This is a genomic window from Citrobacter arsenatis (genome assembly GCF_004353845.1).
Taxonomy (GTDB): Bacteria; Pseudomonadota; Gammaproteobacteria; order Enterobacterales; family Enterobacteriaceae; genus Citrobacter; species Citrobacter arsenatis.
The window spans coordinates 4791062-4815063 of the sequence record NZ_CP037864.1 but is presented as its reverse complement, the minus strand read 5'-3'; the positions used below and the strand labels follow the sequence as shown (position 1 = coordinate 4815063).

At 54.2% G+C, this 24002-nt stretch carries 29 protein-coding genes; 25 read left to right on the top strand and 4 right to left on the bottom strand.

Features of this window, described 5'->3' with window-relative positions:
* The first annotated feature begins 7 nt into the window (after nucleotides 1-7).
* From mdcA to mdcH, 8 genes are all read left to right on the top strand, one after another.
* A complete protein-coding gene (gene mdcA, locus E1B03_RS24285) occupies nucleotides 8-1663 on the top strand; it encodes a malonate decarboxylase subunit alpha (RefSeq protein WP_103769606.1) in 1656 nt (551 codons plus the stop codon).
* Nucleotides 1663-2523, top strand: a complete 861-nt coding sequence (locus E1B03_RS24280; RefSeq protein WP_133087053.1) for a triphosphoribosyl-dephospho-CoA synthase — start codon at nucleotides 1663-1665, stop codon at nucleotides 2521-2523. The genes mdcA and E1B03_RS24280 overlap by 1 nt, the downstream gene beginning before the upstream one ends.
* Before the next feature lie 17 nt (nucleotides 2524-2540).
* The gene (mdcC, locus tag E1B03_RS24275; RefSeq protein WP_103769608.1) at nucleotides 2541-2840 is read left to right on the top strand and encodes a malonate decarboxylase acyl carrier protein; all 300 of its coding nucleotides are present in this window, start codon (nucleotides 2541-2543) and stop codon (nucleotides 2838-2840) included.
* A complete protein-coding gene (locus tag E1B03_RS24270; protein ID WP_103769609.1) occupies nucleotides 2833-3666 on the top strand; it encodes a biotin-independent malonate decarboxylase subunit beta in 834 nt (277 codons plus the stop codon). Before mdcC ends, E1B03_RS24270 begins: the two co-directional genes overlap by 8 nt.
* A complete protein-coding gene (mdcE, locus tag E1B03_RS24265) occupies nucleotides 3666-4466 on the top strand; it encodes a biotin-independent malonate decarboxylase subunit gamma (RefSeq protein ID WP_103769610.1) in 801 nt (266 codons plus the stop codon). The genes E1B03_RS24270 and mdcE overlap by 1 nt, the downstream gene beginning before the upstream one ends.
* Nucleotides 4467-4589: 123 nt before the next feature.
* Nucleotides 4590-5549 carry an AEC family transporter gene (locus tag E1B03_RS24260; RefSeq protein ID WP_103769611.1) on the top strand — a complete coding sequence of 320 codons (960 nt, stop codon included), beginning with the start codon at nucleotides 4590-4592 and terminating at the stop codon, nucleotides 5547-5549.
* Nucleotides 5550-5552: 3 nt separating this feature from the next.
* Entirely contained in the window at nucleotides 5553-6173 is a 621-nt protein-coding gene (locus tag E1B03_RS24255; protein WP_133087052.1) for a malonate decarboxylase holo-ACP synthase, read from the top strand.
* Nucleotides 6170-7066, top strand: coding sequence for a malonate decarboxylase subunit epsilon (gene mdcH / locus E1B03_RS24250; protein ID WP_133087051.1), 897 nt, complete (start codon nucleotides 6170-6172; stop codon nucleotides 7064-7066). The genes E1B03_RS24255 and mdcH overlap by 4 nt, the downstream gene beginning before the upstream one ends.
* A gap of 89 nt (nucleotides 7067-7155) precedes the next feature.
* Here the strand turns inward: mdcH and E1B03_RS24245 are convergent, their stop codons facing one another.
* Nucleotides 7156-8094 (bottom strand): LysR family transcriptional regulator, encoded by a 939-nt coding sequence (locus E1B03_RS24245; RefSeq protein ID WP_425456597.1) that lies wholly within the window; start codon nucleotides 8092-8094, stop codon nucleotides 7156-7158.
* Between the two features lie 10 nt (nucleotides 8095-8104).
* Nucleotides 8105-10006: an ABC transporter ATP-binding protein gene (locus E1B03_RS24240; protein ID WP_133087050.1), complete on the bottom strand. Its 1902-nt coding sequence runs from the start codon at nucleotides 10004-10006 to the stop codon at nucleotides 8105-8107.
* A gap of 132 nt (nucleotides 10007-10138) precedes the next feature.
* Here E1B03_RS24240 and kefG point away from each other — a divergent pair, with 132 nt between their 5' ends.
* The 4 genes from kefG (at nucleotide 10139) to slyD (ending at nucleotide 13404) form a co-directional block, all read left to right on the top strand.
* Nucleotides 10139-10690, top strand: a complete 552-nt coding sequence (kefG, locus tag E1B03_RS24235; RefSeq protein WP_133087262.1) for a glutathione-regulated potassium-efflux system ancillary protein KefG — start codon at nucleotides 10139-10141, stop codon at nucleotides 10688-10690.
* Nucleotides 10690-12495, top strand: a complete 1806-nt coding sequence (gene kefB, locus E1B03_RS24230; RefSeq protein ID WP_043018546.1) for a glutathione-regulated potassium-efflux system protein KefB — start codon at nucleotides 10690-10692, stop codon at nucleotides 12493-12495. The genes kefG and kefB overlap by 1 nt, the downstream gene beginning before the upstream one ends.
* Nucleotides 12496-12503: 8 nt before the next feature.
* Nucleotides 12504-12704 carry a YheV family putative zinc ribbon protein gene (locus E1B03_RS24225; protein ID WP_016154768.1) on the top strand — a complete coding sequence of 67 codons (201 nt, stop codon included), beginning with the start codon at nucleotides 12504-12506 and terminating at the stop codon, nucleotides 12702-12704.
* A 94-nt stretch (nucleotides 12705-12798) separates the two neighbouring features.
* Entirely contained in the window at nucleotides 12799-13404 is a 606-nt protein-coding gene (gene slyD / locus E1B03_RS24220; RefSeq protein ID WP_003023634.1) for a peptidylprolyl isomerase, read from the top strand.
* A gap of 113 nt (nucleotides 13405-13517) precedes the next feature.
* Here the strand turns inward: slyD and E1B03_RS24215 are convergent, their stop codons facing one another.
* Nucleotides 13518-13736 (bottom strand): protein SlyX, encoded by a 219-nt coding sequence (locus E1B03_RS24215; protein WP_003023639.1) that lies wholly within the window; start codon nucleotides 13734-13736, stop codon nucleotides 13518-13520.
* A 232-nt stretch (nucleotides 13737-13968) separates the two neighbouring features.
* On the opposite strand from E1B03_RS24215, the gene fkpA reads away from it, so the two are divergent.
* From fkpA to bfr, 11 genes are all read left to right on the top strand, one after another.
* Nucleotides 13969-14787 (top strand): FKBP-type peptidyl-prolyl cis-trans isomerase, encoded by an 819-nt coding sequence (gene fkpA, locus E1B03_RS24210; RefSeq protein ID WP_103769617.1) that lies wholly within the window; start codon nucleotides 13969-13971, stop codon nucleotides 14785-14787.
* A 167-nt stretch (nucleotides 14788-14954) separates the two neighbouring features.
* Complete coding sequence (locus E1B03_RS24205) at nucleotides 14955-15677, top strand: helix-turn-helix transcriptional regulator (RefSeq protein ID WP_003023643.1); 723 nt, start codon at nucleotides 14955-14957, stop codon at nucleotides 15675-15677.
* Nucleotides 15677-16063 carry a sulfurtransferase complex subunit TusD gene (tusD, locus tag E1B03_RS24200; RefSeq protein ID WP_103769618.1) on the top strand — a complete coding sequence of 129 codons (387 nt, stop codon included), beginning with the start codon at nucleotides 15677-15679 and terminating at the stop codon, nucleotides 16061-16063. The genes E1B03_RS24205 and tusD overlap by 1 nt, the downstream gene beginning before the upstream one ends.
* On the top strand, nucleotides 16063-16422 hold the full coding sequence (tusC, locus tag E1B03_RS24195; protein WP_079938085.1) for a sulfurtransferase complex subunit TusC: 360 nt from the start codon (nucleotides 16063-16065) through the stop codon (nucleotides 16420-16422). The genes tusD and tusC overlap by 1 nt, the downstream gene beginning before the upstream one ends.
* A gap of 7 nt (nucleotides 16423-16429) precedes the next feature.
* Nucleotides 16430-16717, top strand: a complete 288-nt coding sequence (gene tusB, locus E1B03_RS24190; RefSeq protein ID WP_103769619.1) for a sulfurtransferase complex subunit TusB — start codon at nucleotides 16430-16432, stop codon at nucleotides 16715-16717.
* Between the two features lie 125 nt (nucleotides 16718-16842).
* Complete coding sequence (gene rpsL, locus E1B03_RS24185) at nucleotides 16843-17217, top strand: 30S ribosomal protein S12 (protein WP_003023654.1); 375 nt, start codon at nucleotides 16843-16845, stop codon at nucleotides 17215-17217.
* 95 nt (nucleotides 17218-17312) lie between these two features.
* On the top strand, nucleotides 17313-17783 hold the full coding sequence (rpsG, locus tag E1B03_RS24180; RefSeq protein ID WP_016154763.1) for a 30S ribosomal protein S7: 471 nt from the start codon (nucleotides 17313-17315) through the stop codon (nucleotides 17781-17783).
* 96 nt (nucleotides 17784-17879) lie between these two features.
* Complete coding sequence (gene fusA / locus E1B03_RS24175) at nucleotides 17880-19994, top strand: elongation factor G (RefSeq protein ID WP_003023659.1); 2115 nt, start codon at nucleotides 17880-17882, stop codon at nucleotides 19992-19994.
* A gap of 69 nt (nucleotides 19995-20063) precedes the next feature.
* Nucleotides 20064-21248 (top strand): elongation factor Tu, encoded by a 1185-nt coding sequence (gene tuf, locus E1B03_RS24170; RefSeq protein WP_003031109.1) that lies wholly within the window; start codon nucleotides 20064-20066, stop codon nucleotides 21246-21248.
* Nucleotides 21249-21433: 185 nt separating this feature from the next.
* On the top strand, nucleotides 21434-21628 hold the full coding sequence (gene bfd, locus E1B03_RS24165) for a bacterioferritin-associated ferredoxin (RefSeq protein ID WP_003031111.1): 195 nt from the start codon (nucleotides 21434-21436) through the stop codon (nucleotides 21626-21628).
* A 71-nt stretch (nucleotides 21629-21699) separates the two neighbouring features.
* Nucleotides 21700-22176 carry a bacterioferritin gene (gene bfr, locus E1B03_RS24160; protein ID WP_003031113.1) on the top strand — a complete coding sequence of 159 codons (477 nt, stop codon included), beginning with the start codon at nucleotides 21700-21702 and terminating at the stop codon, nucleotides 22174-22176.
* On the opposite strand, the gene E1B03_RS24155 is transcribed toward bfr, so the two are convergent.
* Nucleotides 22173-22640: a prepilin peptidase gene (locus tag E1B03_RS24155; protein ID WP_133087049.1), complete on the bottom strand. Its 468-nt coding sequence runs from the start codon at nucleotides 22638-22640 to the stop codon at nucleotides 22173-22175. The genes bfr and E1B03_RS24155 overlap by 4 nt on opposite strands.
* A gap of 379 nt (nucleotides 22641-23019) precedes the next feature.
* On the opposite strand from E1B03_RS24155, the gene rpsJ reads away from it, so the two are divergent.
* Nucleotides 23020-23331 (top strand): 30S ribosomal protein S10, encoded by a 312-nt coding sequence (gene rpsJ, locus E1B03_RS24150; protein ID WP_001181005.1) that lies wholly within the window; start codon nucleotides 23020-23022, stop codon nucleotides 23329-23331.
* Nucleotides 23332-23363: 32 nt separating this feature from the next.
* A complete protein-coding gene (gene rplC, locus E1B03_RS24145) occupies nucleotides 23364-23993 on the top strand; it encodes a 50S ribosomal protein L3 (protein ID WP_003031117.1) in 630 nt (209 codons plus the stop codon).
* The last annotated feature ends 9 nt before the right edge of the window (nucleotides 23994-24002 follow it).

Here is a 24002-nt window from a genome sequence, read left to right as displayed (position 1 = left end):
GTTAATAATGTTATCTGGGCAAACACCAGCACGCGTCTGGAACACTCGTCGCACCGAAAAACAGCGACGTCTGGCTTCCGTACCGGTGCAGGGCAAGGTTCTGCCGACCGCAGACCTGACCGCAATGCTGGAAAAACTGATCGCGCCGGGTGACCGCGTGGTATTAGAAGGCAATAACCAGAAGCAGGCAGATTTCCTGTCCCGCATGCTGGCTGAGGTGAACCCGCAGATTGTGCACGACCTGCACATGATCATGCCAAGCGTCGGGCGCAGCGAGCATCTGGATATCTTTGAAAAAGGGATCGCCCGCAAGCTGGACTTCTCCTTCTCCGGTACCCAAAGTCTGCGCATTTCGCAACTGCTGGAAGATGGTCTGCTGGAAATCGGCGCTATCCATACCTACATCGAACTCTATTCCCGACTATACGTTGACCTGTCGCCGAACGTGGCGCTGATTGCCGGTTTTAAAGCTGACCGCAAAGGTAACCTCTACACCGGTGCCAGCACCGAAGATACGCCAGCGCTGGTTGAAGCCGCCGCGTTCCATGATGGTATCGTCATCGCACAGGTTAACGAGCTGGTGGACGACGAGTGCGACCTGCCGCGTGTTGATATTCCGGGCTCATGGATTGATTACGTGGTGGTGGCGGACAAGCCGTTCTTTATCGAACCGCTGTTTACCCGCGACCCGCGCCTGATCAAACAGGAACACATCCTGATGGCGATGATGGCGATTAAAGGCATCTACGCGGAACACCAGGTGCAGTCGCTGAACCACGGTATCGGCTTTAACACCGCCGCTATCGAACTGCTGCTGCCAACCTACGGCGAACAGCTCGGCCTGAAAGGCAAAATCTGTAAACACTGGACGCTGAACCCGCATCCAACGCTGATTCCAGCCATTGAGAGCGGCTGGGTGGAAAGCGTGCACTGCTTCGGCGGCGAGTTGGGGATGGAAGAGTACATCCGCGCCCGTCCTGACATCTTCTTTACCGGTTCCGACGGCTCAATGCGCTCTAACCGCGCCTTCTGCCAACTGGCAGGCCAGTACGCGGTGGATATGTTTATCGGTTCTACCCTACAGGTTGATAGTTACGCCAACTCATCTACCGTGACCCGTGGTCGTCTTTCCGGCTTCGGCGGTGCGCCAAACATGGGCCATGACCCACACGGTCGCCGTCATGCAACGCCTGCCTGGCTGAACATGATCACCGAACCAGACCCAATGCAGCGCGGTAAAAAACTGGTGGTGCAGATGGTCGAAACCTTCCAGGCGGGCGTGAAGCCAACCTTCGTTGAAAAACTGGACGCGGTTGACGTGGCGAAAGCCTCCGGCATGCCGCTGGCACCGGTAATGATCTACGGCGACGACGTGACCCACGTGCTGACCGAAGAAGGTATCGCCTACCTCTACCGCGCGAAAGATCTTGAAGAGCGCCGTGCAATGGTGGCGGCGGTCGCGGGTATCACCGATATCGGCCTGGGCGTTGACGCTAAACGCGTTGCTGAACTGCGTCAGAGCGGCAAAGTGGTTTATCCGGAGGATATGGGCATTCGTCGTACCGATGCCACCCGTTCGCTGCTGGCGGCCGGTAGCGTCGCTGACCTGGTGGAATGGTCCGGCGGTCTTTACAACCCACCTGCGAAATTCCGGAGCTGGTAATGAAACTTCTGCCCCAGATTCAGGTTGAAGGCGGTGCCGAATGGCTGGCGCGAACCGCCACGCAGTGTCTGATTGACGAAGCACGATTAAGCCCGAAACCCGGTCTGGTGGACAGTCGGGGGAACGGCGCGCACCACGATCTTACGCTTTCGCTAATGGAGCGCTCCGCGCACAGCCTGACCTCCACGTTTCAGGCGCTGGCGCAACAAAGCTGGCAGCGTCCAGCGGATATTGCGCTCAGACAAACCATAGGGCGACTCGGCCGTGAAGGCGAGCAGCGGATGATGGCCGCGACCAACGGCGTGAATACCCACCGCGGTGCGATTTGGGCGCTGGGGCTGCTGGTGAGCGCCGTCGCGATGCACGGTGGTACCGGTGGCTCGCAGCAGATAGCCGCCACCGCCGCAGAGCTGGCGAAGCTGCCGGACGACGCGGCGCCGAAAGTCTTCAGCAAAGGACTTCGCGCCACGCACCGTTATCGCGTACCGGGCGCTCGCGAAGAAGCACAGCAGGCGTTTCCGCACGTGATGCAGCGCGCGCTGCCGCAATTGCGTTTAAGCCGAATGAGCGGCAGTAGCGAAACGCATGCGCGGTTAGATGCGCTGATGGCGATTATGACCTCGCTGACCGATACCTGCGTGCTGTCTCGCGCAGGGCTGGAAGGGCTTGATGCCATGCAGGACGGTGCCCGTGCGGTGCTGAATGCTGGCGGTAGCGCTCATCCGGCGGGTCAGGCGGCATTAGCTGAGCTCGATAGCCAGATGCTGGCGCTGAATGCCTCACCGGGCGGTGCCGCTGACCTTCTGGCCGCCACGCTGTTTCTCGATCGCGTCGAAACCACGTCGAATCGCCGTATTTAAAGCATTAAGAGGATGTTATGGAACACATTACGTTAACCGTACCGGCCAGCCGCACCTTAAGCGGCAAAGCGCTGGCAGGCGTTGTGGGCTCCGGGGATATGGAGGTGTTATTCACCGCCGACCAGAGCCAGACGTTAACCATTGATATCACCACTTCTGTCGATAACAGCACCCGCCGGTGGGAAGCGCTGTTCAACCGTCTGCAAACGGTCAGCAGCCTGCCAGCAGGCAAACTGACTATTCACGACTTCGGCGCGACGCCGGGCGTGGCGCGCATCCGTATCGAACAGGTTTTTGAAGAGGTGAGCTATGCGTGATGACCGCAGTTTTATCGAATTAAAAGCACGCCAGCGTGCGCATGCGCTGCTGGATGAAGGCAGCTACCGTGAACTTCTCGACCCGTTTGAAGGCGTGATGTCTCCATGGTTGGGCGCGCAGGGCATTGTCCCGCAGGCCGATGACGGCATGGTGGTAGCCAAAGGCACCATTAATGGCAAACCAGCCGTTGTGGTAGCGATTGAAGGCGCATTCCAGGGCGGCAGCATGGGCGAAGTGTCCGGTGCCAAAATGGCGGCTGCGTTGGAGCTGGCAGCGGAAGATAACCGCAACGGCATTCCTACCCAAGCGGTACTGAGCCTGGAAACCGGCGGTGTGCGTTTACAGGAAGCCAACCTCGGCCTGGCGGCGATTGCCGACATTCACGCGGCGATTGTTGACCTGCGTCGCTACACGCCCGTTATCGGGATTGTGGCCGGGACCGTGGGCTGCTTCGGTGGGATGTCTATCGCCGCGGCGCTGTGTAGCTATCTGATTGTGACCCGCGAAGCGCGTCTCGGCCTGAACGGCCCGCAGGTCATTGAACAGGAAGCCGGGATTGAAGAGTACGACTCCCGCGACCGTCCGTTTATCTGGAGCATGACCGGCGGTGAAGTTCGTTACCAAAGCGGGCTGGTTGAAGCGTTGGTTAACGACGGCGTGAACGCGGTGAAAGCCGCCATGAACGAAGCGCTGGCGAAAGGCGTTCCGGCAAAACATCGCACCGATAACTACGACTGGTATCTCGATCGCCTGAGCCATTTCGACACCCGCAAACAGGCCGATTCAGAACAGATTAAAGCGCTCTTCGCCCGGGAGGTGAAATGATGAGTAACGTAATTAGCCGTGGCGAATTATGGCTGGAAACGCTGGTTCCAGGTGCCAAACGTATTGCAGGGCTGTGCCCGTCCGTACAGGCCGCTGATGGCGAACTGAACGGTGAAACCGTGCGTTTTATTGCCGTCGTTCCGGATGCTCATAACCACTATCCGCGCGCCACCAAAGGCGAAGTGGGTCTGCTGGAAGGCTGGACGCTGGCGAAAGTGGTGAGCGAAACCATCGCCGCCGATGCCAACCGCGCCGTGAAACGCCCGATTGTGGCGGTGATTGACGTCGCCAGCCAGGCCTATGGCCGTCGTGAAGAAGGCTTTGGTATTCACCAGGCGCTGGCCGGTGCCGCAGCGGCGTATGCCAATGCGCGTCTGGCAGGTCACCCGGTGATTGGCCTTATCGTCGGTAAAGCGATGTCCGGTGCGTTTCTGGCGCACGGCTATCAGGCAAACCGCCTGATCGCTTTTAACGACAAAGGCGTACTGATCCACGCGATGGGCAAAGAGTCCGCGGCGCGCATTACCCTGCGTACCGTTGAAGCGCTGGAAAAACTGGCGGCAACCATTCCGCCGATGGCGTATGACATCAGTAACTACGCCACCCTGGGGCTGCTGGAAAATCTGCTGGATATCAGCAACCCGGATGCGCCATCTGCACAAGATCTGGCGCTGGTGAAAAACACCCTGCAACAGGCCATCAACGACGCTCGTCAGGACCCGACGCTGAAAAGCCGTCTGGGTGCCGACAATCGCCGCAGCTCTGCCCTCGTACGCGAACGCATGCGAGCAAGCTGGTAAGTAAAAAAGAGACCTGCCGGATGTACGGCTCCGCGGGTGCAGTAACTGCACCCGCGCGGGTTGAAGCATCTGAAAAAAATAATCATCGCGCCAGTGCTAACTTTTTTTCATTACAGGTGAAATATGACTTACGTAATTGTTCATGCTCTTGCTCCGATTTTCGTCATCATGCTACTAGGATTCTGGGCCGGGAAGGCCAAAATGGTGGACAACAAAAATGTCTCCCTGCTCAATATCTTCGTGATGGACTTTGCTTTACCCGCTGCGTTGTTTAGCGCCACGGTTCAAACCCCATGGGCCGGTATCGTTGCTCAGTCGCCGCTAATTGTGGTGCTGACCCTGGCGATGTGGATTACCTATGCCGCTATCTACTTTATGGCGACCAAAGTCTTCAAAAAATCCCCACAGGATGCCGCCGTACTGACGCTGACCGTCGCGCTGCCAAACTACGCCGCGCTGGGCCTGCCGATTCTGGGTAGCGTGCTGGGTGAAACGTCTTCTACTTCGCTGTCCGTTGCCGTTTCCATCGCCTGCGGTTCGGTGTTGATGACGCCATTCTGCCTGCTGATCCTCGAACGTGAGAAAGCGCGTGCGGAAGGCGGTAACTCCGGTTCTACGCTCGCTATGCTGCCGGTGCTGATGTGGCGCTCGATTAAAAAACCTATCGTAATGGGCCCGCTGCTGGGGGTTATCCTCTCCGCGATTGGCATTAAAATGCCGGAACTGGTGCTGGCGGCGATCAAACCGCTGGGTCTGTCTGCAACCGCGGCGGCGCTGTTCCTGACCGGTGTGATCCTCTCTGCACGTAAACTGCAGATCAATACCGTGGTCATTACCTCGACCATCGCCAAGCTGCTGATTCAACCGGCTATTGCCTGGGGTATCGTACTGATTTTCGGTCTGCATGGTTCCGTGGCGATTACCGCTATCCTGATGATTGCGCTGTCCGCTGGCTTCTTCGGCGTGGTATTCGGTAACCGCTTTGGTGTGCAGTCGCCGGATGCAGAAGCCGTGCTGCTGTTGAGCTCCGTACTGTGTATCCTGTCGCTGCCACTGTTTATCTCGCTGACTTCAGGAATCTAAATCATGAGCACAACATTACGTCCCCACGACCTTATCTGGCTGAATGCGCGCGACGCGCTGGAAGATGTCACGGAAACCTGGGTGGATACCGTCTGGCATAGCGGCCTGCCGGTGGTGGTGCGACGTGATGTTGATGCGCAGGGGCGTATTCCCGTGGGCGTCCGCGGGATGAAGCGCGACCAGCGCGCCGCCGGTTGGGTGAATGCGGAAGCGGTTGTTCGCGTCTGCTCGCCGGAATCACTGGTGGACCCGCTGTCGCTGCTGCGCTCGCCCTTTATTTCTCAGCCACCGCTTCAGGTGGCTTTGTTATTGGCGCAGCAGGCGTGGCCGTGGACGTGGGGCATTACCGGCAGTACCGGCTATGCGCTGGCGACCGGGATCCCGGTTATCCACGCGGCAAGCGATTTGGACTTGCTTATCCGCGCGCCGCAGCCGCTCTCCCGAGAAGCGCTGGAGAAGTGGCTGCAACAGCTGGCGGGCGGGTTGTGTCGGGCGGATACCCAGGTGGATACCCCGTGTGGTGGTTTTGCGCTTAATGAATGGCTACGCGATGGGAAAACGCTGTTAAAAACCTCACAGGGGCCGCAGTTAGTTCGCGATCCGTGGGGCAGGGAGGAGTCATGAAAATTCTGTTTACCTTCCCGGGGCAGGGGACGCAGCACGCAGGTATGCTGCAAAACCTTCCGGGGACGGAGCTGGCCCAGGCACGTGACGTGCTGGGCGCTGAGGTTGATACGCTGGATACCCCTGAAACGCTCAATCATACCCGAGCCGTTCAACTGTCTCTGCTGATTGCTGGCGTTGCCTGGGGGCGCGAGCTGGAACGTCGCGGCGTGGCGCCCGATATCGTCAGTGGACTTTCCATTGGCGCATACCCGGCGGCGGTGGTTGCCGGCGCGCTCGATTTTGCCGACGCGCTAACGCTCGTGGCACTACGCGGTGACTTAATGGAGCAGGCATATCCGCACGGCTACGGCCTGACGGCGATTATGGGGCTGACGCTCGCTCAGGTGGAAGGTCTGGTGGCAGGAAGCGGGACGTATATCGCTAACCTGAATGCAGAAACGCAGATTGTGATTGCCGGGCCCGATGAGGCAATGGCCGATGTGGCGAAACGTGCGATGGCCAAAGGCGCCAGTAAAGCGCCTCGTCTGGCGGTAAGCGTGCCGTCGCACTGTGAACTGCTGGCCGAGCCCTCGCACAAGCTGGTTGAGGCGTTTAGCCGTGTGACGCTTTCCCGTCCGCGCTACGCTTACCTGAGCGGCAGCACTGGGCGCGTGCTGTGGCAGCCGGAACGTATTGCTGACGATCTGGCGATGAATATGGCGCGGACGGTGCGCTGGCAGGAGGCGGTTATCTCCGCTAACGAACGTGAAGCGCGGCTGGCGATTGAAATGCCGCCCGGTGGCATTCTGACCTGCTTAACGCGGCAGGCGGCGTGGGAAGGGGAGTCAATCTCTCTTGAGCGCAGCGGCGTGGATGTTGCTGTGCACCTGGCGAAGCGCCTGCGTGCGTGATGTGATTGCCCGATGGCGCTTTGCTTATCGGGCCTACGGCTCGCACCCACGGTAGGCTGGATAAGACGCGTAGCGTCGCCATCCGGCGATCAGGCGTTCTGGTTCAGCGTTCTGGCGTACATGCGCCCTTCGGCGGCCAGCGCCAGCAGGCTTGGGTCGCGCTCGCGATTACGGGCAAAGACGATCGCGATAAGCTGCTGCATCTGATAGGGCTCAGCAAGCTTTTGCAGCTTCACGGTATTCTCATACATCTTTTTCATTCGCCCCGGCATCAAACAGAATCCCACCCCAGCCTGTACCAGACTGAGCATCGAAAAGATGTCATTGACGCGAGTGACGATTGAAGGCTCAAACCCGGCGATATGAAACGCTTCCTGAAAACCGGCATAGGTGGCAAACCCTTCCGCCAGCGACACAAATTTCTCATTGCGATAGTGGCGCAGGTCTGCCTTCTTGGTGGCGTCCAGCGTCGCAGACATCGGTGCGGCGAGGTAGATATCGTCGTGGAACAGGGGCAGCACTTCGAGGCTGTTGCGGTCGATTTCACTTTCAGAAATGGAGATGAGGATGGCGTCCAGCACGCCGTCTTCCAGCATTTTCAGCAGCGCTTCGTTGGAGCCCATGGTGAGATCCAGCTCCAGGTCCGGGCGGCGCAGCTTCATGCCCATAATCAGGTGCGGCACCGTCTCCAGCGTCAGCGAGTATAGCGTACCCACGCGTAACCGACCCTGGCCTACGCCAGCCGTTTTGCGCGTCTCTTCCAGCCCGCGCTCCATCAGTTGGGTGATTTCCTGGCAGTACTCCAGCAGCGTCCATGCTGCGGGCTGGGCGATAAGATTACGCCCTTTGTGAACGAACAGCGGGCAACGAACGTTCTCTTCCAGCGTGTGCAACGCACGGTGAACGCTAACGCCGCTGATGTTCAGCGCCTCGGCGGTACGGGCGATGTTACCCTTCTCCATAAAGGTCATGAAGATGGTCAGCTTGCGGAAGGTAATATCGTTGGTCGTCAGCTGATTTATCATCATCTTCCCAAAGTTAGTCGGCCAGCATCTGTTCGAGCTGTTCCTGCGCATCCAGCCAGGCCATCTCGCACTCTTCCAGCCCGGATTTCGCACTAGCCTGCTGCTGCAGACATGCCGTGAGTTCAGCTTTGCGACTTTGGTCGTACAGTTCGCTGTCACCAAGTTTTTCTTCCGCCTGCGCCAGCTGTGCGTGCAGTTTCTCCATCTCTTTTTCCAGACGGGTAATCTCTTTACGCAGCGGCTGTGTCAGGGTACGCAGTTCCGCTTCGCGGCGCTTCTGGTCTTTACGCGCCTGGGCGCTGTTAATGCTCTCTTTTGCCGGTTCGTCGCTCTGGCTTTCCTGCTTTTGCACATCGCTCAGCCACTGCTGGTAATCCTCCAGATCGCCGTCAAACGGCTCGACTTTCTTGTCGTGCACCAGATAGAGGTCGTCGGTAGTGGAGCGAATCAGGTGGCGGTCGTGCGAAACCACGACCAGCGCACCTTCAAAATCGATCAGCGCTTCGGTCAGCGCCTGACGCATATCCAAGTCCAGGTGGTTGGTCGGTTCATCGAGCAGCAGCAGGTTCGGGCGCTGCCAGACGATCAACGCCAGCACCAGACGCGCTTTTTCACCACCGGAGAAGCGGCGAGTCTCTTCGCTGACTTTGTCGCCCTGGAAGCCGAATCCACCGAGGTAATCCCGCAGTTTCTGCTCCAGCTCCTGTGGCGCCATGCGTGCCAGATGCTGAATGGGTGATTCATCGGCGCGTAAAAACTCCAGTTGGTGCTGCGCGAAGTACCCCAGCTTGATGCCTTTCGCCAGGCCAATCTCACCGCTGATGGGGGCCAGTTCGCCGGCCAGCAGCTTAATCAGCGTCGATTTACCCGCGCCGTTGCGACCGAGTAGGCCGATGCGGGAACCCGGCACCAGATTCAGTTTGATCGAATCGAGAATGACGCGATCGCCGTAGCCAGCGCTGACCTTTTCCATCTTCAGCAGAGGATTCGGCAGGCTTTCCGGCTCGCGGAAACTGAAGTGGAACGGGTTGTCCACGTGTGCCGGGGCAATCAGCTCCATGCGTTCCAGCATTTTGATACGGCTTTGCGCCTGCTTTGCTTTGGTTGCTTTAGCGCGGAAACGATCGATATAGCTTTGCAGATGCGCCACGCGCTCCTGCTGGCTTTCGTACATTGCCTGTTGCTGAGCGAGACGGGTCGCACGCTGGATTTCAAACGCGCTGTAGTTGCCGGTGTACTCGAACATGGTTTGCTGTTCGATATGAATGATTTTATCCACCACCGGGTCGAGGAAGTCGCGGTCGTGGGAGATCAAAATCAGCGTGCCCTGGTAGCTTTTCAGCCATCTTTCCAGCCAGATCACCGCGTCGAGATCCAGGTGGTTGGTCGGTTCATCGAGCAGCAGCAGGTCTGAACGGCAAATCAGCGCCTGGGCCAGGTTGAGACGCATACGCCAGCCGCCGGAGAAGTCGCTGACCGGGCGCTCAAGTTGTTCGTTGGAGAAGCCGAGACCATGCAGCAGGCTGGCGGCGCGTGAGCGCACGGTCCAGGCGTCGATGGCATCCAGTTTGCCATGGACGGTGGCAATAGCGTGTCCATCGTTACGTTCGTTGGCATCGTTCAACTGCGCTTCCAGTTGACGATACTCGCGGTCGCCGTCAATCACGTACTCCAGCGCGGGCTGTGGCAACGCCGGCGTTTCCTGATTCACCCACGCGAGCTGCCAGTTTCCCGGGTAGGTAAATCCTCCGGCGTCGGCGCTGAGTTCATTTTTCAGCAATGCCAGCAGGGTAGATTTACCGCAGCCATTTTTACCCACCAGACCAACTTTCTGCCCTGGATTAATGGTGGCCGTGGCATTGTCCAGCAAGACGCGCACGCCGCGACGAATTTGTAACGATGAGAAAACAATCATAAGGCGCCGTATGTTCAGACTATGTTAATTTATCATTATGATAATGTAATGTGTGGGCCGTTTGCCGCACCGAGGCGCAATGGTAGCCCAAAACGTCGAAAATAGACAAAAGACAAAACCGGGAGGGGGATGATGTTCCAGCCAGCGAAAGTCTTGCTGCTGTATGCCCATCCGGAATCTCAGGACTCGGTTGCGAACCGGGTTCTGCTTAAACCGGCCATGCAGCTCAGCAATGTTACCGTGCACGACCTGTACGCGCACTATCCTGATTTTTTTATCGACATTCCGCATGAGCAGGCGCTGCTGCGTGAGCATGATGTGATTGTTTTTCAGCATCCGCTTTACACCTATAGCTGTCCGGCGCTGTTAAAGGAGTGGCTTGACCGTGTACTGAGCCGCGGATTTGCCAGCGGCCCCGGAGGGAATCAACTGGCGGGAAAGTATTGGCGGAGCGTTATCACTACCGGAGAACCGGAAAGCGCCTATCGCTATGACGCGCTAAACCGTTATCCAATGAGCGATGTACTGCGTCCTTTTGAGCTAACGGCCGGTATGTGCCGCATGCACTGGATGAGCCCTATTGTCGTCTACTGGGCCAGGCGGCAAACGAAGCAGGAGCTGGACAGCCATGCGAAAGCGTATGGTGACTGGCTGGCGAATCCGATCCCTGTGGGAGGCCGCTGATGGAAGGTTCTGATTTATTGACGGCGGGAGTGTTATTCCTCTTCGCGGCGGTGGCGGCAGTTCCCCTGGCCTCAAAGCTGGGGATCGGCCCGGTACTGGGTTACTTGCTGGCGGGTATCGCCATCGGCCCGTGGGGATTAGGGTTCATCAGCGATGTGGATGAAATCCTGCACTTTTCCGAGCTGGGCGTGGTGTTTCTGATGTTCATTATTGGGCTGGAACTTAATCCAGCCAAACTGTGGCAACTGCGGCGTTCAATTTTTGGCGTAGGTGCCGCGCAGGTAATGCTGAGTGCGGTGGTGCTGGCAGGATTATTAATGCTCACCGCGTTCTCCTGGCAGGCGGCAGTGGTTGGCGGCATTGGTCTGGCGATGTCATCGACCGCTATGGCGCTACAGTTGATGCGCGAAAAAGGCATGAACCGCAGTGAATCCGGTCAACTGGGTTTTTCAGTGCTGCTGTTTCAGGATCTGGCGGTTATCCCCGCGCTGGCGCTGGTTCCGCTGCTGGCAGGGTCTGCTGACGAACATTTTGATTGGATCAAAGTGGGCATGAAGGTGCTGGCCTTTGCCGGCATGCTGATTGGCGGGCGCTATTTGCTGCGTCCGGTTTTCCGTTTTATTGCGGATTCTGGCGTGCGGGAAGTATTCACCGCCGCCACGCTGCTGCTGGTGCTGGGTTCGGCTTTATTTATGGATGCGCTGGGGCTGTCGATGGCGCTGGGAACGTTTATCGCAGGCGTGCTGCTGGCGGAAAGCGAATACCGACATGAGCTGGAAACGGCAATCGATCCGTTTAAAGGTCTGCTGCTCGGCCTGTTTTTTATCTCCGTGGGCATGTCGCTCAATCTTGGCGTGCTGTATACCCATATTCTGTGGGTGGCGGCGAGCGTGATAGTGCTGGTGGTTGTAAAAATGCTGGTGCTGTATGTGCTGGCGCGTCTTAACGGCATGAGAAGCTCAGAACGGATGCAGTTTGCCGGGGTTTTGAGTCAGGGCGGTGAATTCGCTTTCGTGCTGTTTTCAACGGCATCCTCGCAACGGCTGTTTCAGGGCGACCAAATGGCACTGCTGCTGGTGACCGTCACGCTGTCGATGATGACTACGCCGCTGGTGATGAAGCTGATTGATAAATGGCTCTCCCGCCAGTTTAACGGCACGGATGAAGAAGATGAAAAGCCCTGGGTAGAAGATGATAAACCGCAGGTCATTGTGGTGGGATTTGGGCGCTTTGGTCAGGTTATTGGTCGTCTGTTGATGGCCAATAAAATGCGGATTACCGTTCTGGAGCGGGATATTAGCGCGGTGAATTTGATGCGCAAATATGGCTATAAGGTCTACTACGGTGATGCCACGCAGGTGGATCTGTTGCGTTCTGCGGGTGCAGAGGCGGCACAGTCTATTGTTATTACCTGTAATGAGCCTGAAGACACCATGAAGCTGGTGGAACTGTGCCAACAGTATTTTCCGCATTTGCATATTCTTGCGCGTGCGCGCGGACGCGTAGAGGCGCATGAGTTATTACAGGCCGGTGTGACGCAGTTTTCCCGCGAAACGTTCTCCAGTGCGCTGGAGTTGGGGCGTAAAACGCTGGTTACGTTGGGGATGCATCCACACCAGGCTCAGCGCGCTCAGTTGCATTTTCGGCGGCTGGATATGCGCATGTTGCGGGAACTGATCCCCATGCACACGGATACGGTACAAATCTCTCGGGCCAGGGAAGCCCGGCGCGAGCTGGAGGAAATTTTCCAACGAGAGATGCAACAAGAGCGGCGTCAGCTGGATGGCTGGGATGAATTTGAGTAGAGGTAACCATGGCAATTCGTAAACGTTTTATTGCAGGCGCAAAATGTCCGTCCTGCCAGGCGCAGGATACGCTGGCGATGTGGCGCGAAAATAATATCGATATTGTTGAGTGTGTTAAGTGCGGTCATCAGATGCGGGAAGCAGATAAAGAGGCGCGCGAGCACGTTCGCAAAGAAGAGCAAGTGATCGGGATTTTTCATCCGGACTAGCGATATGGCGCAGCTTTTTTTAAGCTAGAGGGTACACGGGTGCAGAATTCCGCTACAATCTGCGCCACTATTCTTTCCATGCTCAGGAGATATCATGAAAGTAGCAAAGGACCTGGTGGTCAGCCTGGCCTATCAGGTACGTACAGAAGACGGTGTGTTGGTTGATGAGTCTCCGGTGAGTGCACCGCTGGACTACCTGCATGGTCACGGTTCCCTGATTTCTGGCCTGGAAACAGCGCTGGACGGTCATGAAGTTGGCGACAAATTCGATGTTGCTGTTGGCGCAAACGACGCATATGGTCAGTACGACGAAAACCTGGTGCAGCGCGTTCCTAAAGACGTCTTCATGGGCGTTGACGAACTGCAGGTTGGCATGCGTTTCCTGGCTGAAACTGACCAGGGTCCAGTACCGGTAGAAATTACCGAAGTGGAAGACGACCACGTAGTGGTTGACGGTAACCACATGCTGGCTGGCCAGAACCTGAAATTCAACGTAGAAGTTGTCGCTATCCGCGAAGCGACCGAAGAAGAACTGGCTCACGGCCATGTTCACGGTGCGCACGGTCACGATCACGATCATGACCACGGTCATGACGGTTGCTGCGGTGGCCACGGTCACGACCACGGTCACGAGCACGGCGGTGAAGGCTGCTGCGGCGGTGGTGGTAAAGGTAACGGCGGCGGCTGCGGTTGCCACTAATCGGTATGATTGCCTGACGGCGCTACGCTTATCAGGTCTACCGTAGGCCGGATAAGACGTTTACGTCGTCATCCGGCACAAAAAAGCGGGGATATCCCCGCTTTTTTTACGTCTCAATAATGTGGCGGCGGGGTCTCTTCAGACTGAGATGCAATGTGGGACGGCTGCGTTGCTTTGAGCTTTTCCGTCAGTAAACGCAAATGGTCGCGCAGTTTGGCCATTTCCAGTTCATGCGCGGTCACCGTCACGTTGAGCTCTTCAATGGTTATCTCCTGAAATGCCAGGCGACTTTCCAGTTCAGCCAGGCGAGTTTCCATTGTTGTATCCTGCATGATTCACCTCTTTCTTTTTTCTCCGGCAGATCGCGGACTGCGGCGAATTCTACTTAACTTTGCCTGTTTGCACAGCACTCAATCTTCGGTCACGAAACTAATTTAAACAAAAAGAGTCTGAAAAGTGGTGATAATAGGGCGTGCCCGTATGTTGATTTGTTCTACAACGCTTTATAGTACATTTTTGTGTTAGCTAACCCTGGGGTGAGATGCCCCGGCCCTGGAGATATGGATGAAATCACTGTTTAAAGTAACGCTGCTGGCGACCACAATGGCTGTTGCTCTGCATGCCCCGATCACCTTCGCTGCTGATGCTGCGAAACCAGCCGCTACTGCTGACAGCAAAGCAGCATTCAAGAATGACGACCAAAAAGCCGCTTATGCGCTGGGCGCGTCCCTGGGTCGTTATATGGAAAACTCTCTGAAAGAGCAGGAGAAACTGGGCATCAAACTGGATAAAGATCAGCTGATCGCTGGCGTTCAGGATGCGTTTGCAGACAAGAGCAAGCTGTCTGACCAGGAAATCGAACAAACTCTGCAGGCGTTTGAAGCACGCGTGAAGAGCTCCGCTCAGGCGAAAATGGAAAAAGACGCGGCCGACAACGAAGCCAAAGGTAAAGTTTACCGCGAGAAATTCGCTAAAGAGAAAGGCGTTAAAACCTCTGCTACTGGCCTGATCTACAAAGTAGAGAAAGAAGGTACCGGTGCGGCACCGAAAGACAGCGATACCGTGGTAGTCAACTACAAAGGTACGCTGATTGATGGTAAAGAGTTTGATAACTCTTATACCCGCGGTGAGCCGCTCTCTTTCCGTCTTGACGGTGTCATCCCGGGCTGGACTGAAGGCCTGAAAAACATCAAGAAAGGCGGCAAAATCCAGCTGGTTATCCCACCGGATCTGGCTTACGGCAAAACCGGCGTACCGGGCATTCCGGCCAACTCTACGCTGGTGTTTGATGTTGAACTGTTAGACATCAAACCGGCACCGAAAGCTGATGCGCAGCCCGATGCTGCACCGGCAGATAAAGCCGCAGACAGCAGCAAAAAATAAGTGACCAGAAACCGCCGCCCACAGGGCGGCGGTTTTTTATTATCGACAGGATATAATTAATACTGGAAAGCGCCTTGTGCGCTGTATTACTTTAGATGCCCCTATAATAGTGATGAGCCTGCCCTGACAACATAACGACAGGCTCCTGAAAAGGAGTGCTTTTTTTCATGTCCAGGTCGCTTTTAACCAACGAAACCAGTGAGCTAGATTTACTGGATCAACGTCCTTTCGATCAGACCGACTTCGATATCCTCAAATCCTACGAAGCGGTTGTGGACGGGTTGGCGATGCTCATTGGTTCCCATTGTGAAATCGTATTGCACTCTTTGCAGGATTTGAAATGCTCGGCTATCCGCATTGCTAACGGTGAACACACGGGCCGCAAAATTGGCTCGCCGATTACCGACCTTGCGTTGCGTATGCTGCATGATATGACGGGTGCGGATAGCAGCGTGTCGAAGTGTTACTTCACACGTGCGAAAAGCGGTGTCTTGATGAAGTCGGTGACGATTGCTATTCGCAACCGTGAGCATCGCGTGATTGGTCTGCTGTGCATCAACATGAACCTTGATGTTCCATTCTCGCAGATAATGAATACCTTTATCCCACCGGAAACCCCGGAAGTGGGTTCTGCCGTCAACTTCGCTTCTTCAGTGGAAGACCTGGTGACCCAAACGCTGGAGTTCACGATCGAAGAAGTGAATGCCGATCGCAATGTTTCCAACAACGCCAAGAATCGCCAGATTGTCCTGAATCTGTATGAGAAAGGTATCTTCGATATTAAAGATGCCATTAACCAGGTCGCCGATCGGCTGAACATCTCCAAGCACACGGTCTACCTCTATATTCGCCAGTTCAAAAGCGGCGATTTCCAGGGGCAAGACAAGTAATGCGTTTTGCCATCATGGTGACGGGGCCGGCTTATGGCACGCAACAGGCGAGCAGCGCGTTGCAATTTGCTCATGCGCTACTCAAAGAAGGGCATGAGCTAAGCAGCGTCTTTTTCTATCGTGAAGGTGTGTATAACGCTAACTTACTGACTTCGCCCGCCAGTGATGAATACGATCTGGTACGGGCCTGGCAACAGTTGAACCAGCAGCATGGCGTGATGCTGAATATTTGCGTGGCGGCGGCGTTGCGTCGCGGCGTAGTTGATGAAACGGAAGCGACGCGGCTGGGCCTGGCAGGCGCTAATTTACAATCAGGTTTTAACCTCAGCGGGCTGGGTTCGCTGGCTGAGGCGTCCTTGACCTGCGATCGCGTGGTGCAGTTTTAATGAAACGTGTTGCGTTTGTCTTTTCTACCGTGCCGCACGGCAGCGCGTCAGGCCGTGAAGGGTTAGATGCCTTACTGGCGACATCGGCCCTAACGGAAGACCTCGGCGTATTTTTTATCGGCGATGGCGTTTTTCAAATCCTCCAGGGACAACAGCCGGATGTTGTGCTGGCGCGGGACTATATCTCAACCTTCAAGCTGTTAGGGTTGTACGATATCGAGCAATGTTGGCTTTGTGCCGCCTCATTACGTGAACGGGGTCTCCAGCAGGGTGTTAATTTTGTGGTCGATGCGACAGCGTTAGAACCAGAGGATTTACGCCGTGAGCTAGGCAACTATGACGTCATTTTAAGGTTTTGAGATACTCATGCTGCACACACTACATCGCTCCGCGTGGCTTACCGATTTCTCCTCTCTTCTTCGCCTGATTGATAAAGACGATGAACTTTTATTGCTCCAGGATGGCGTGACCGCAGCAATAGAAGGAAGCCGTTTCCTTGAAAGTCTGCAAAGTGCCTCCATTAAGGTCTATGTACTGGAAGAAGACGTTAAAGCTCGCGGCTTAGATGGTCAAATTTCAGACAGTGTCGTCAGGGTTAGCTATACTGACTTCGTCAGACTTACGGTGAAGCATCCCAGCCAGATGTCCTGGTAATTGTGGGATCGTTGTATATTTCTTGACACCTTTTCGACACCGACCTAAAATTCTGCGTCCTCATATTGTATGAGGTCGTTTTATTACGTGTTTACGAAGCGAAAGCTACAACCAGGAGCTATTTAATGGCAACAGTTAACCAGCTGGTACGCAAACCACGCGCACGCAAAGTTGCAAAGAGCAACGTGCCTGCACTGGAAGCATGCCCGCAGAAACGTGGCGTATGTACTCGTGTATATACTACCACTCCTAAAAAACCAAACTCCGCACTGCGTAAAGTATGCCGTGTGCGTTTGACTAACGGTTTTGAAGTGACTTCCTACATCGGTGGTGAAGGTCACAACCTGCAGGAGCACTCCGTGATCCTGATCCGTGGCGGTCGTGTAAAAGACCTCCCGGGTGTTCGTTACCACACCGTTCGCGGTGCGCTTGACTGCTCCGGCGTTAAAGACCGTAAGCAATCACGCTCCAAGTATGGCGTGAAACGTCCTAAGGCTTAATGGTTCTCCGTTAAGTAAGGCCAAACGTTTTATATTAATGTCAAACTAAACTCGTAGAGTTTTGGACAATCCTGAATTAACAACGGAGTATTCCCATGCCACGTCGTCGCGTCATTGGTCAGCGTAAAATTCTGCCGGATCCTAAGTTCGGATCAGAGCTGCTGGCTAAATTTGTAAATATCCTGATGGTAGATGGTAAAAAATCTACTGCAGAAACCATCGTATACAGCGCGCTGGAGACCCTGGCTCAGCGTTCTGGTAAAGATGGCCTGGAAGCTTTTGAAGTAGCCCTTGAAAACGTGCGTCCGACTGTCGAAGTTAAGTCTCGCCGCGTTGGTGGTTCTACTTATCAGGTTCCAGTTGAAGTCCGTCCGGTTCGTCGTAATGCCCTGGCAATGCGTTGGATCGTTGAAGCTGCTCGTAAACGCGGTGATAAATCCATGGCTCTGCGCCTGGCGAACGAACTTTCTGATGCTGCAGAAAACAAAGGTACTGCAGTTAAGAAACGTGAAGACGTTCACCGTATGGCAGAAGCCAACAAGGCGTTCGCACACTACCGTTGGTAATCCCTTCGGAGTTTTAGTCACCAGGCGGGCGCTTCCAGTAAGCAGCCCGCTTTGGGCTACTTAAATTGAACGCCTAAAAGATAAACGAGGAATCAAATGGCTCGTACAACACCCATCGCGCGCTACCGTAACATCGGTATCAGTGCGCACATCGACGCCGGTAAAACCACTACTACCGAACGTATTCTGTTCTACACCGGTGTAAACCATAAAATCGGTGAAGTTCATGACGGCGCAGCCACCATGGACTGGATGGAACAGGAGCAGGAGCGTGGTATTACTATCACCTCCGCAGCGACTACTGCATTCTGGTCTGGTATGGCTAAGCAGTATGAACCGCATCGCGTAAACATCATCGACACCCCGGGGCACGTTGACTTCACTATCGAAGTAGAACGTTCCATGCGTGTGCTTGATGGTGCAGTAATGGTTTACTGCGCAGTTGGTGGTGTTCAGCCTCAGTCTGAAACCGTATGGCGTCAGGCAAACAAATATAAAGTTCCACGCATTGCGTTCGTTAACAAAATGGACCGTATGGGTGCGAACTTCCTGAAAGTTGTTGGTCAGATCAAAACCCGTCTGGGCGCGAACCCTGTTCCGCTGCAGCTGGCAATTGGCGCTGAAGAAGCGTTCACCGGTGTTGTTGACCTGGTGAAAATGAAAGCCATCAACTGGAACGAAGAAGACGCAGGCGTAACCTTCACTTATGAAGATATCCCGGCTGACATGCAGGAACTGGCTGAAGAATGGCACCAGAACCTGATCGAGTCCGCTGCAGAAGCTTCAGAAGAGCTGATGGAGAAATACCTGGGTGGTGAAGAACTGACTGAAGAAGAGATCAAAAAAGCTCTGCGTCAGCGCGTTCTGAACAACGAAATCATCCTGGTAACCTGTGGTTCTGCGTTCAAGAACAAAGGTGTTCAGGCGATGCTGGATGCGGTAATTGATTACCTGCCATCCCCAGTCGACGTACCTGCGATCAACGGTATTCTGGACGACGGTAAAGATACTCCGGCTGAGCGTCACGCTAGCGATGATGAGCCGTTTGCTGCTCTGGCATTCAAAATCGCTACCGACCCGTTCGTGGGTAACCTGACCTTCTTCCGCGTGTACTCTGGTGTGGTTAACTCCGGTGACACCATCCTGAACTCAGTGAAAACTGCACGCGAGCGTTTTGGCCGTATCGTACAGATGCACGCTAACAAACGTGAAGAGATCAAAGAAGTTCGCGCGGGCGATATCGCTGCTGCTATCGGTCTGAAAGACGTGACCACTGGTGACACTCTGTGTGACCCGGATCACCCGATCATTCTGGAACGTATGGAATTCCCTGAGCCGGTAATTTCCATCGCGGTAGAACCGAAAACCAAAGCTGACCAGGAAAAAATGGGTCTGGCTCTGGGCCGTCTGGCTAAAGAAGACCCGTCATTCCGCGTTTGGACTGACGAAGAATCTAACCAGACCATTATCGCCGGTATGGGTGAGCTGCACCTCGACATCATCGTTGACCGTATGAAGCGTGAATTCAACGTTGAAGCGAACGTCGGTAAACCTCAGGTTGCTTACCGTGAAGCGATTCGCGCGAAAGTTACCGATATCGAAGGTAAACACGCTAAGCAGTCTGGTGGTCGCGGTCAGTACGGTCATGTTGTTATCGACATGTACCCGCTGGAGCCGGGTTCAAACCCGAAAGGCTACGAGTTCATCAACGACATCAAAGGTGGTGTAATTCCTGGCGAATACATCCCGGCCGTTGATAAAGGCATCCAGGAACAGCTGAAATCTGGCCCGCTGGCTGGTTACCCGGTTGTTGATCTGGGCGTGCGTCTGCACTTCGGTTCTTACCATGACGTTGACTCCTCTGAGCTGGCGTTTAAACTGGCCGCTTCTATCGCCTTCAAAGATGGCTTTAAGAAAGCGAAACCAGTTCTGCTTGAGCCTATCATGAAGGTTGAAGTAGAGACTCCGGAAGAGAACACCGGTGACGTTATCGGTGACTTGAGCCGCCGTCGTGGTATGCTTCGTGGTCAGGAATCCAACGTCACTGGCGTTGTGATCCACGCTGAAGTTCCGCTGTCTGAAATGTTCGGATATGCAACCCAGCTGCGTTCTCTGACCAAAGGCCGTGCTTCTTACTCCATGGAGTTCCTGAAGTACGACGATGCGCCGAACAACGTTGCTCAGGCCGTTATTGAAGCCCGTGGTAAATAAGCCACAGGATTAAAACCTAAGTCCCGTGCTCTCTCCAAAGGGGAGAGCACTATAGTAAGGAATATAGCCGTGTCTAAAGAAAAATTTGAACGTACAAAACCGCACGTTAACGTCGGCACCATCGGCCACGTTGACCACGGTAAAACTACCCTGACCGCTGCAATCACTACCGTACTGGCTAAAACCTACGGCGGTGCTGCTCGTGCATTCGACCAGATCGATAACGCGCCGGAAGAAAAAGCTCGTGGTATCACCATCAACACTTCTCACGTTGAATATGACACCCCGACTCGCCACTACGCACACGTAGACTGCCCGGGCCACGCCGACTATGTTAAAAACATGATCACCGGTGCTGCGCAGATGGACGGCGCGATCCTGGTTGTTGCTGCGACTGACGGCCCGATGCCGCAGACTCGTGAGCACATCCTGCTGGGTCGTCAGGTAGGCGTTCCGTACATCATCGTGTTCCTGAACAAATGCGACATGGTTGATGACGAAGAGCTGCTGGAACTGGTAGAAATGGAAGTTCGTGAACTTCTGTCTCAGTACGATTTCCCGGGCGACGACACTCCGATCGTTCGTGGTTCTGCTCTGAAAGCGCTGGAAGGCGAAGCAGAGTGGGAAGCGAAAATCATCGAACTGGCTGGCTTCCTGGATTCTTACATCCCAGAACCAGAGCGTGCGATTGACAAGCCGTTCCTGCTGCCTATCGAAGACGTATTCTCCATCTCCGGTCGTGGTACCGTTGTTACCGGTCGTGTAGAGCGCGGTATCATCAAAGTTGGTGAAGAAGTTGAAATCGTTGGTATCAAAGAGACTGCTAAGTCTACCTGTACTGGCGTTGAAATGTTCCGCAAACTGCTGGACGAAGGCCGTGCTGGTGAGAACGTTGGTGTTCTGCTGCGTGGTATCAAACGTGAAGAAATCGAACGTGGTCAGGTACTGGCTAAGCCGGGTTCTATCAAGCCGCACACCAAATTCGAATCTGAAGTGTACATTCTGTCCAAAGACGAAGGCGGCCGTCATACTCCGTTCTTCAAAGGCTACCGTCCGCAGTTCTACTTCCGTACTACTGACGTGACTGGTACCATCGAACTGCCGGAAGGCGTAGAGATGGTAATGCCGGGCGACAACATCAAAATGGTTGTTACCCTGATCCACCCAATCGCGATGGACGACGGTCTGCGTTTCGCAATCCGTGAAGGCGGCCGTACTGTTGGTGCGGGCGTTGTTGCTAAAGTAATGAGCTAATTATTAATTAATTAGCTTTGAGCTTAAAAAGGGCGCTTTGGCGCCCTTTTTGCTGTCTACTATTTAGCTGTTGTCATATTTATTCGCATTTTTTATTCATTCTCCCGCCGCGTAAATAGCGTTGTGCTATTGTAATCATAACTATTCTCATTTAGACTTTGCACGGAAATTGAACGGGAGCGATCATGTACGTTTGTTTGTGTAATGCGATAAGTGATAAAAAAATACGTCAGGCTGTTCGCCAGTTTCATCCTCAGTCTTTTCAGCAATTACGTAAATTTATTCCTGTTGGAAATCAATGCGGTAAGTGTATTCGTGCTGCCCGCGAAGTCATGCAGGATGAATTAACGCAAATGCCAGAATTTAAAGAGATCGCCTAAGTCACACTCTTTTTTTTGACATCCCTGTAGCCCCATCTACGCTCTAAGAGTGGAAGCGGAGGGACTATAAAATGAAAGGTGATGTTAAAATCATAAATTATCTCAATAAACTATTGGGAAATGAGCTTGTCGCAATCAACCAGTATTTTCTCCATGCTCGTATGTTTAAAAACTGGGGACTGACTCGCCTCAATGATGTTGAGTACCATGAATCTATCGATGAGATGAAACACGCTGATAAATATATCGAGCGTATTTTATTCTTAGAAGGGCTCCCAAACTTACAGGATCTTGGTAAGTTGGGTATAGGCGAAGACGTTGAAGAGATGCTGCAATCCGATCTTCGACTCGAACTCGATGGCGCTAAAGATTTACGTGAAGCCATTGCTTACGCCGATAGCGTTCATGACTATGTCAGCCGGGATATGATGATCGAGATCCTGACTGAAGAAGAAGGGCATATTGACTGGCTCGAAACAGAGCTGGACCTGATTGCAAAACTTGGTTTGCAAAACTATCTGCAATCGCAAATTAAAGTCAGCGACTAACCGCCCTGTATCACATTTACCAGGCCAATAACAAAACCCGCAGCCGCCAGATATGGCCCAAATGGCAGCGGGTTTTTTAGTATCTGACTCCCGTACCTGACGCAGGAAATTCCGGTGAGGCAACAGGCCATGCCTGCGGCGAGTAAAACCAGCAGGGGCAATGATTCCCAGCGATGCCATGCGCCTAGCGCGGCAAGAAATTTGACATCACCAAAGCCTAATCCTTCCTGACGGCATATCAGACGATACCCCCAGTAGAACAAAGCAAATACCCCATAACCCGCTACGGCACCCCAAAGCGCGTCGGATAACTGCGCCGGTCTGCAGTACTGATGATAAATAAGACCACCCCATAAAAGAGGGCAGGTAAATTTGTCGGGCAACAATCCGGTGCGTAAATCATGAACTAAGAGCAGCCCTGATAAGGAAACATAAATCAGGAGAAAGGGGAGGTCGATGTACATAGGTAGGCCTCGTCTGGCAAAGAAACCACCCTCGGGTAAATCCGGCGACCTTACAAGTTCGGGATGTGGGTTATGTAAGCTCCCTTCCACGGAAAAAACGCTACGCCATAGTGCATACACTCAGACTGGAAGGGCGCGCGCATTTTTGAACGGGTGATTAATTTCTACACGGCACTTGCTTAAGACTGAGATTTACGTATAATGCGCGGGCTTGTCTAATATTGACAGCGGTTCGATATGAGCCACCGGTACTGCGAAAGCAATACCAGACAATGTTCCCAATCGGGGAACTCTGTAAGAACGGTTACACTCTCCCATCAATCGTAATGGGTTTGAGGAGTAACTATTTCGTCTATAAAATAATTGGAGCTCTGGTCTCATGCAGAACCAAAGAATCCGTATCCGTTTGAAAGCGTTTGATCATCGTCTGATCGATCAATCAACCGCGGAAATCGTCGAGACTGCCAAGCGCACTGGTGCGCAGGTTCGTGGTCCGATCCCGCTGCCGACCCGCAAAGAGCGTTTCACCGTTCTGATCTCCCCGCACGTCAACAAAGACGCGCGTGATCAGTACGAGATCCGTACTCACAAGCGTCTGGTTGACATCGTTGAGCCAACTGAAAAAACCGTTGATGCTCTGATGCGTCTGGACCTGGCTGCCGGTGTAGACGTGCAGATCAGCCTGGGTTAATCAGGTCATCGAGCGATTGAGAGGTTGATACAATGATTGGTTTAGTCGGTAAAAAAGTGGGTATGACCCGCATCTTCACTGAAGATGGCGTATCTATCCCAGTAACCGTTATCGAAGTTGAAGCAAACCGCGTTACTCAGGTTAAAGATCTGGCTAACGATGGCTATCGCGCTGTTCAGGTTACCACCGGTGCTAAAAAAGCTAACCGCGTAACTAAGCCGGAAGCTGGCCACTTTGCTAAAGCTGGCGTAGAAGCTGGCCGCGGCCTGTGGGAGTTCCGTCTGGCAGATGGTGAAGAATACACCGTTGGTCAGAACATTAGCGTTGAACTGTTTGCTGACGTTAAAAAAGTTGACGTAACCGGTACCTCTAAAGGTAAAGGTTTCGCTGGTACCGTTAAGCGCTGGAACTTCCGTACCCAGGACGCTACTCACGGTAACTCCTTGTCTCACCGCGTTCCGGGTTCTATCGGTCAGAACCAGACTCCGGGCAAAGTGTTCAAAGGCAAGAAAATGGCAGGTCAGCTGGGCAACGAACGTGTAACCGTTCAGAGCCTGGACGTAGTACGTGTTGACGCTGAGCGCAACCTGCTGCTGGTTAAAGGTGGTGTTCCGGGTGCGACCGGTTGCGACCTGATCGTTAAACCAGCTGTGAAGGCGTAAGGGGATAGC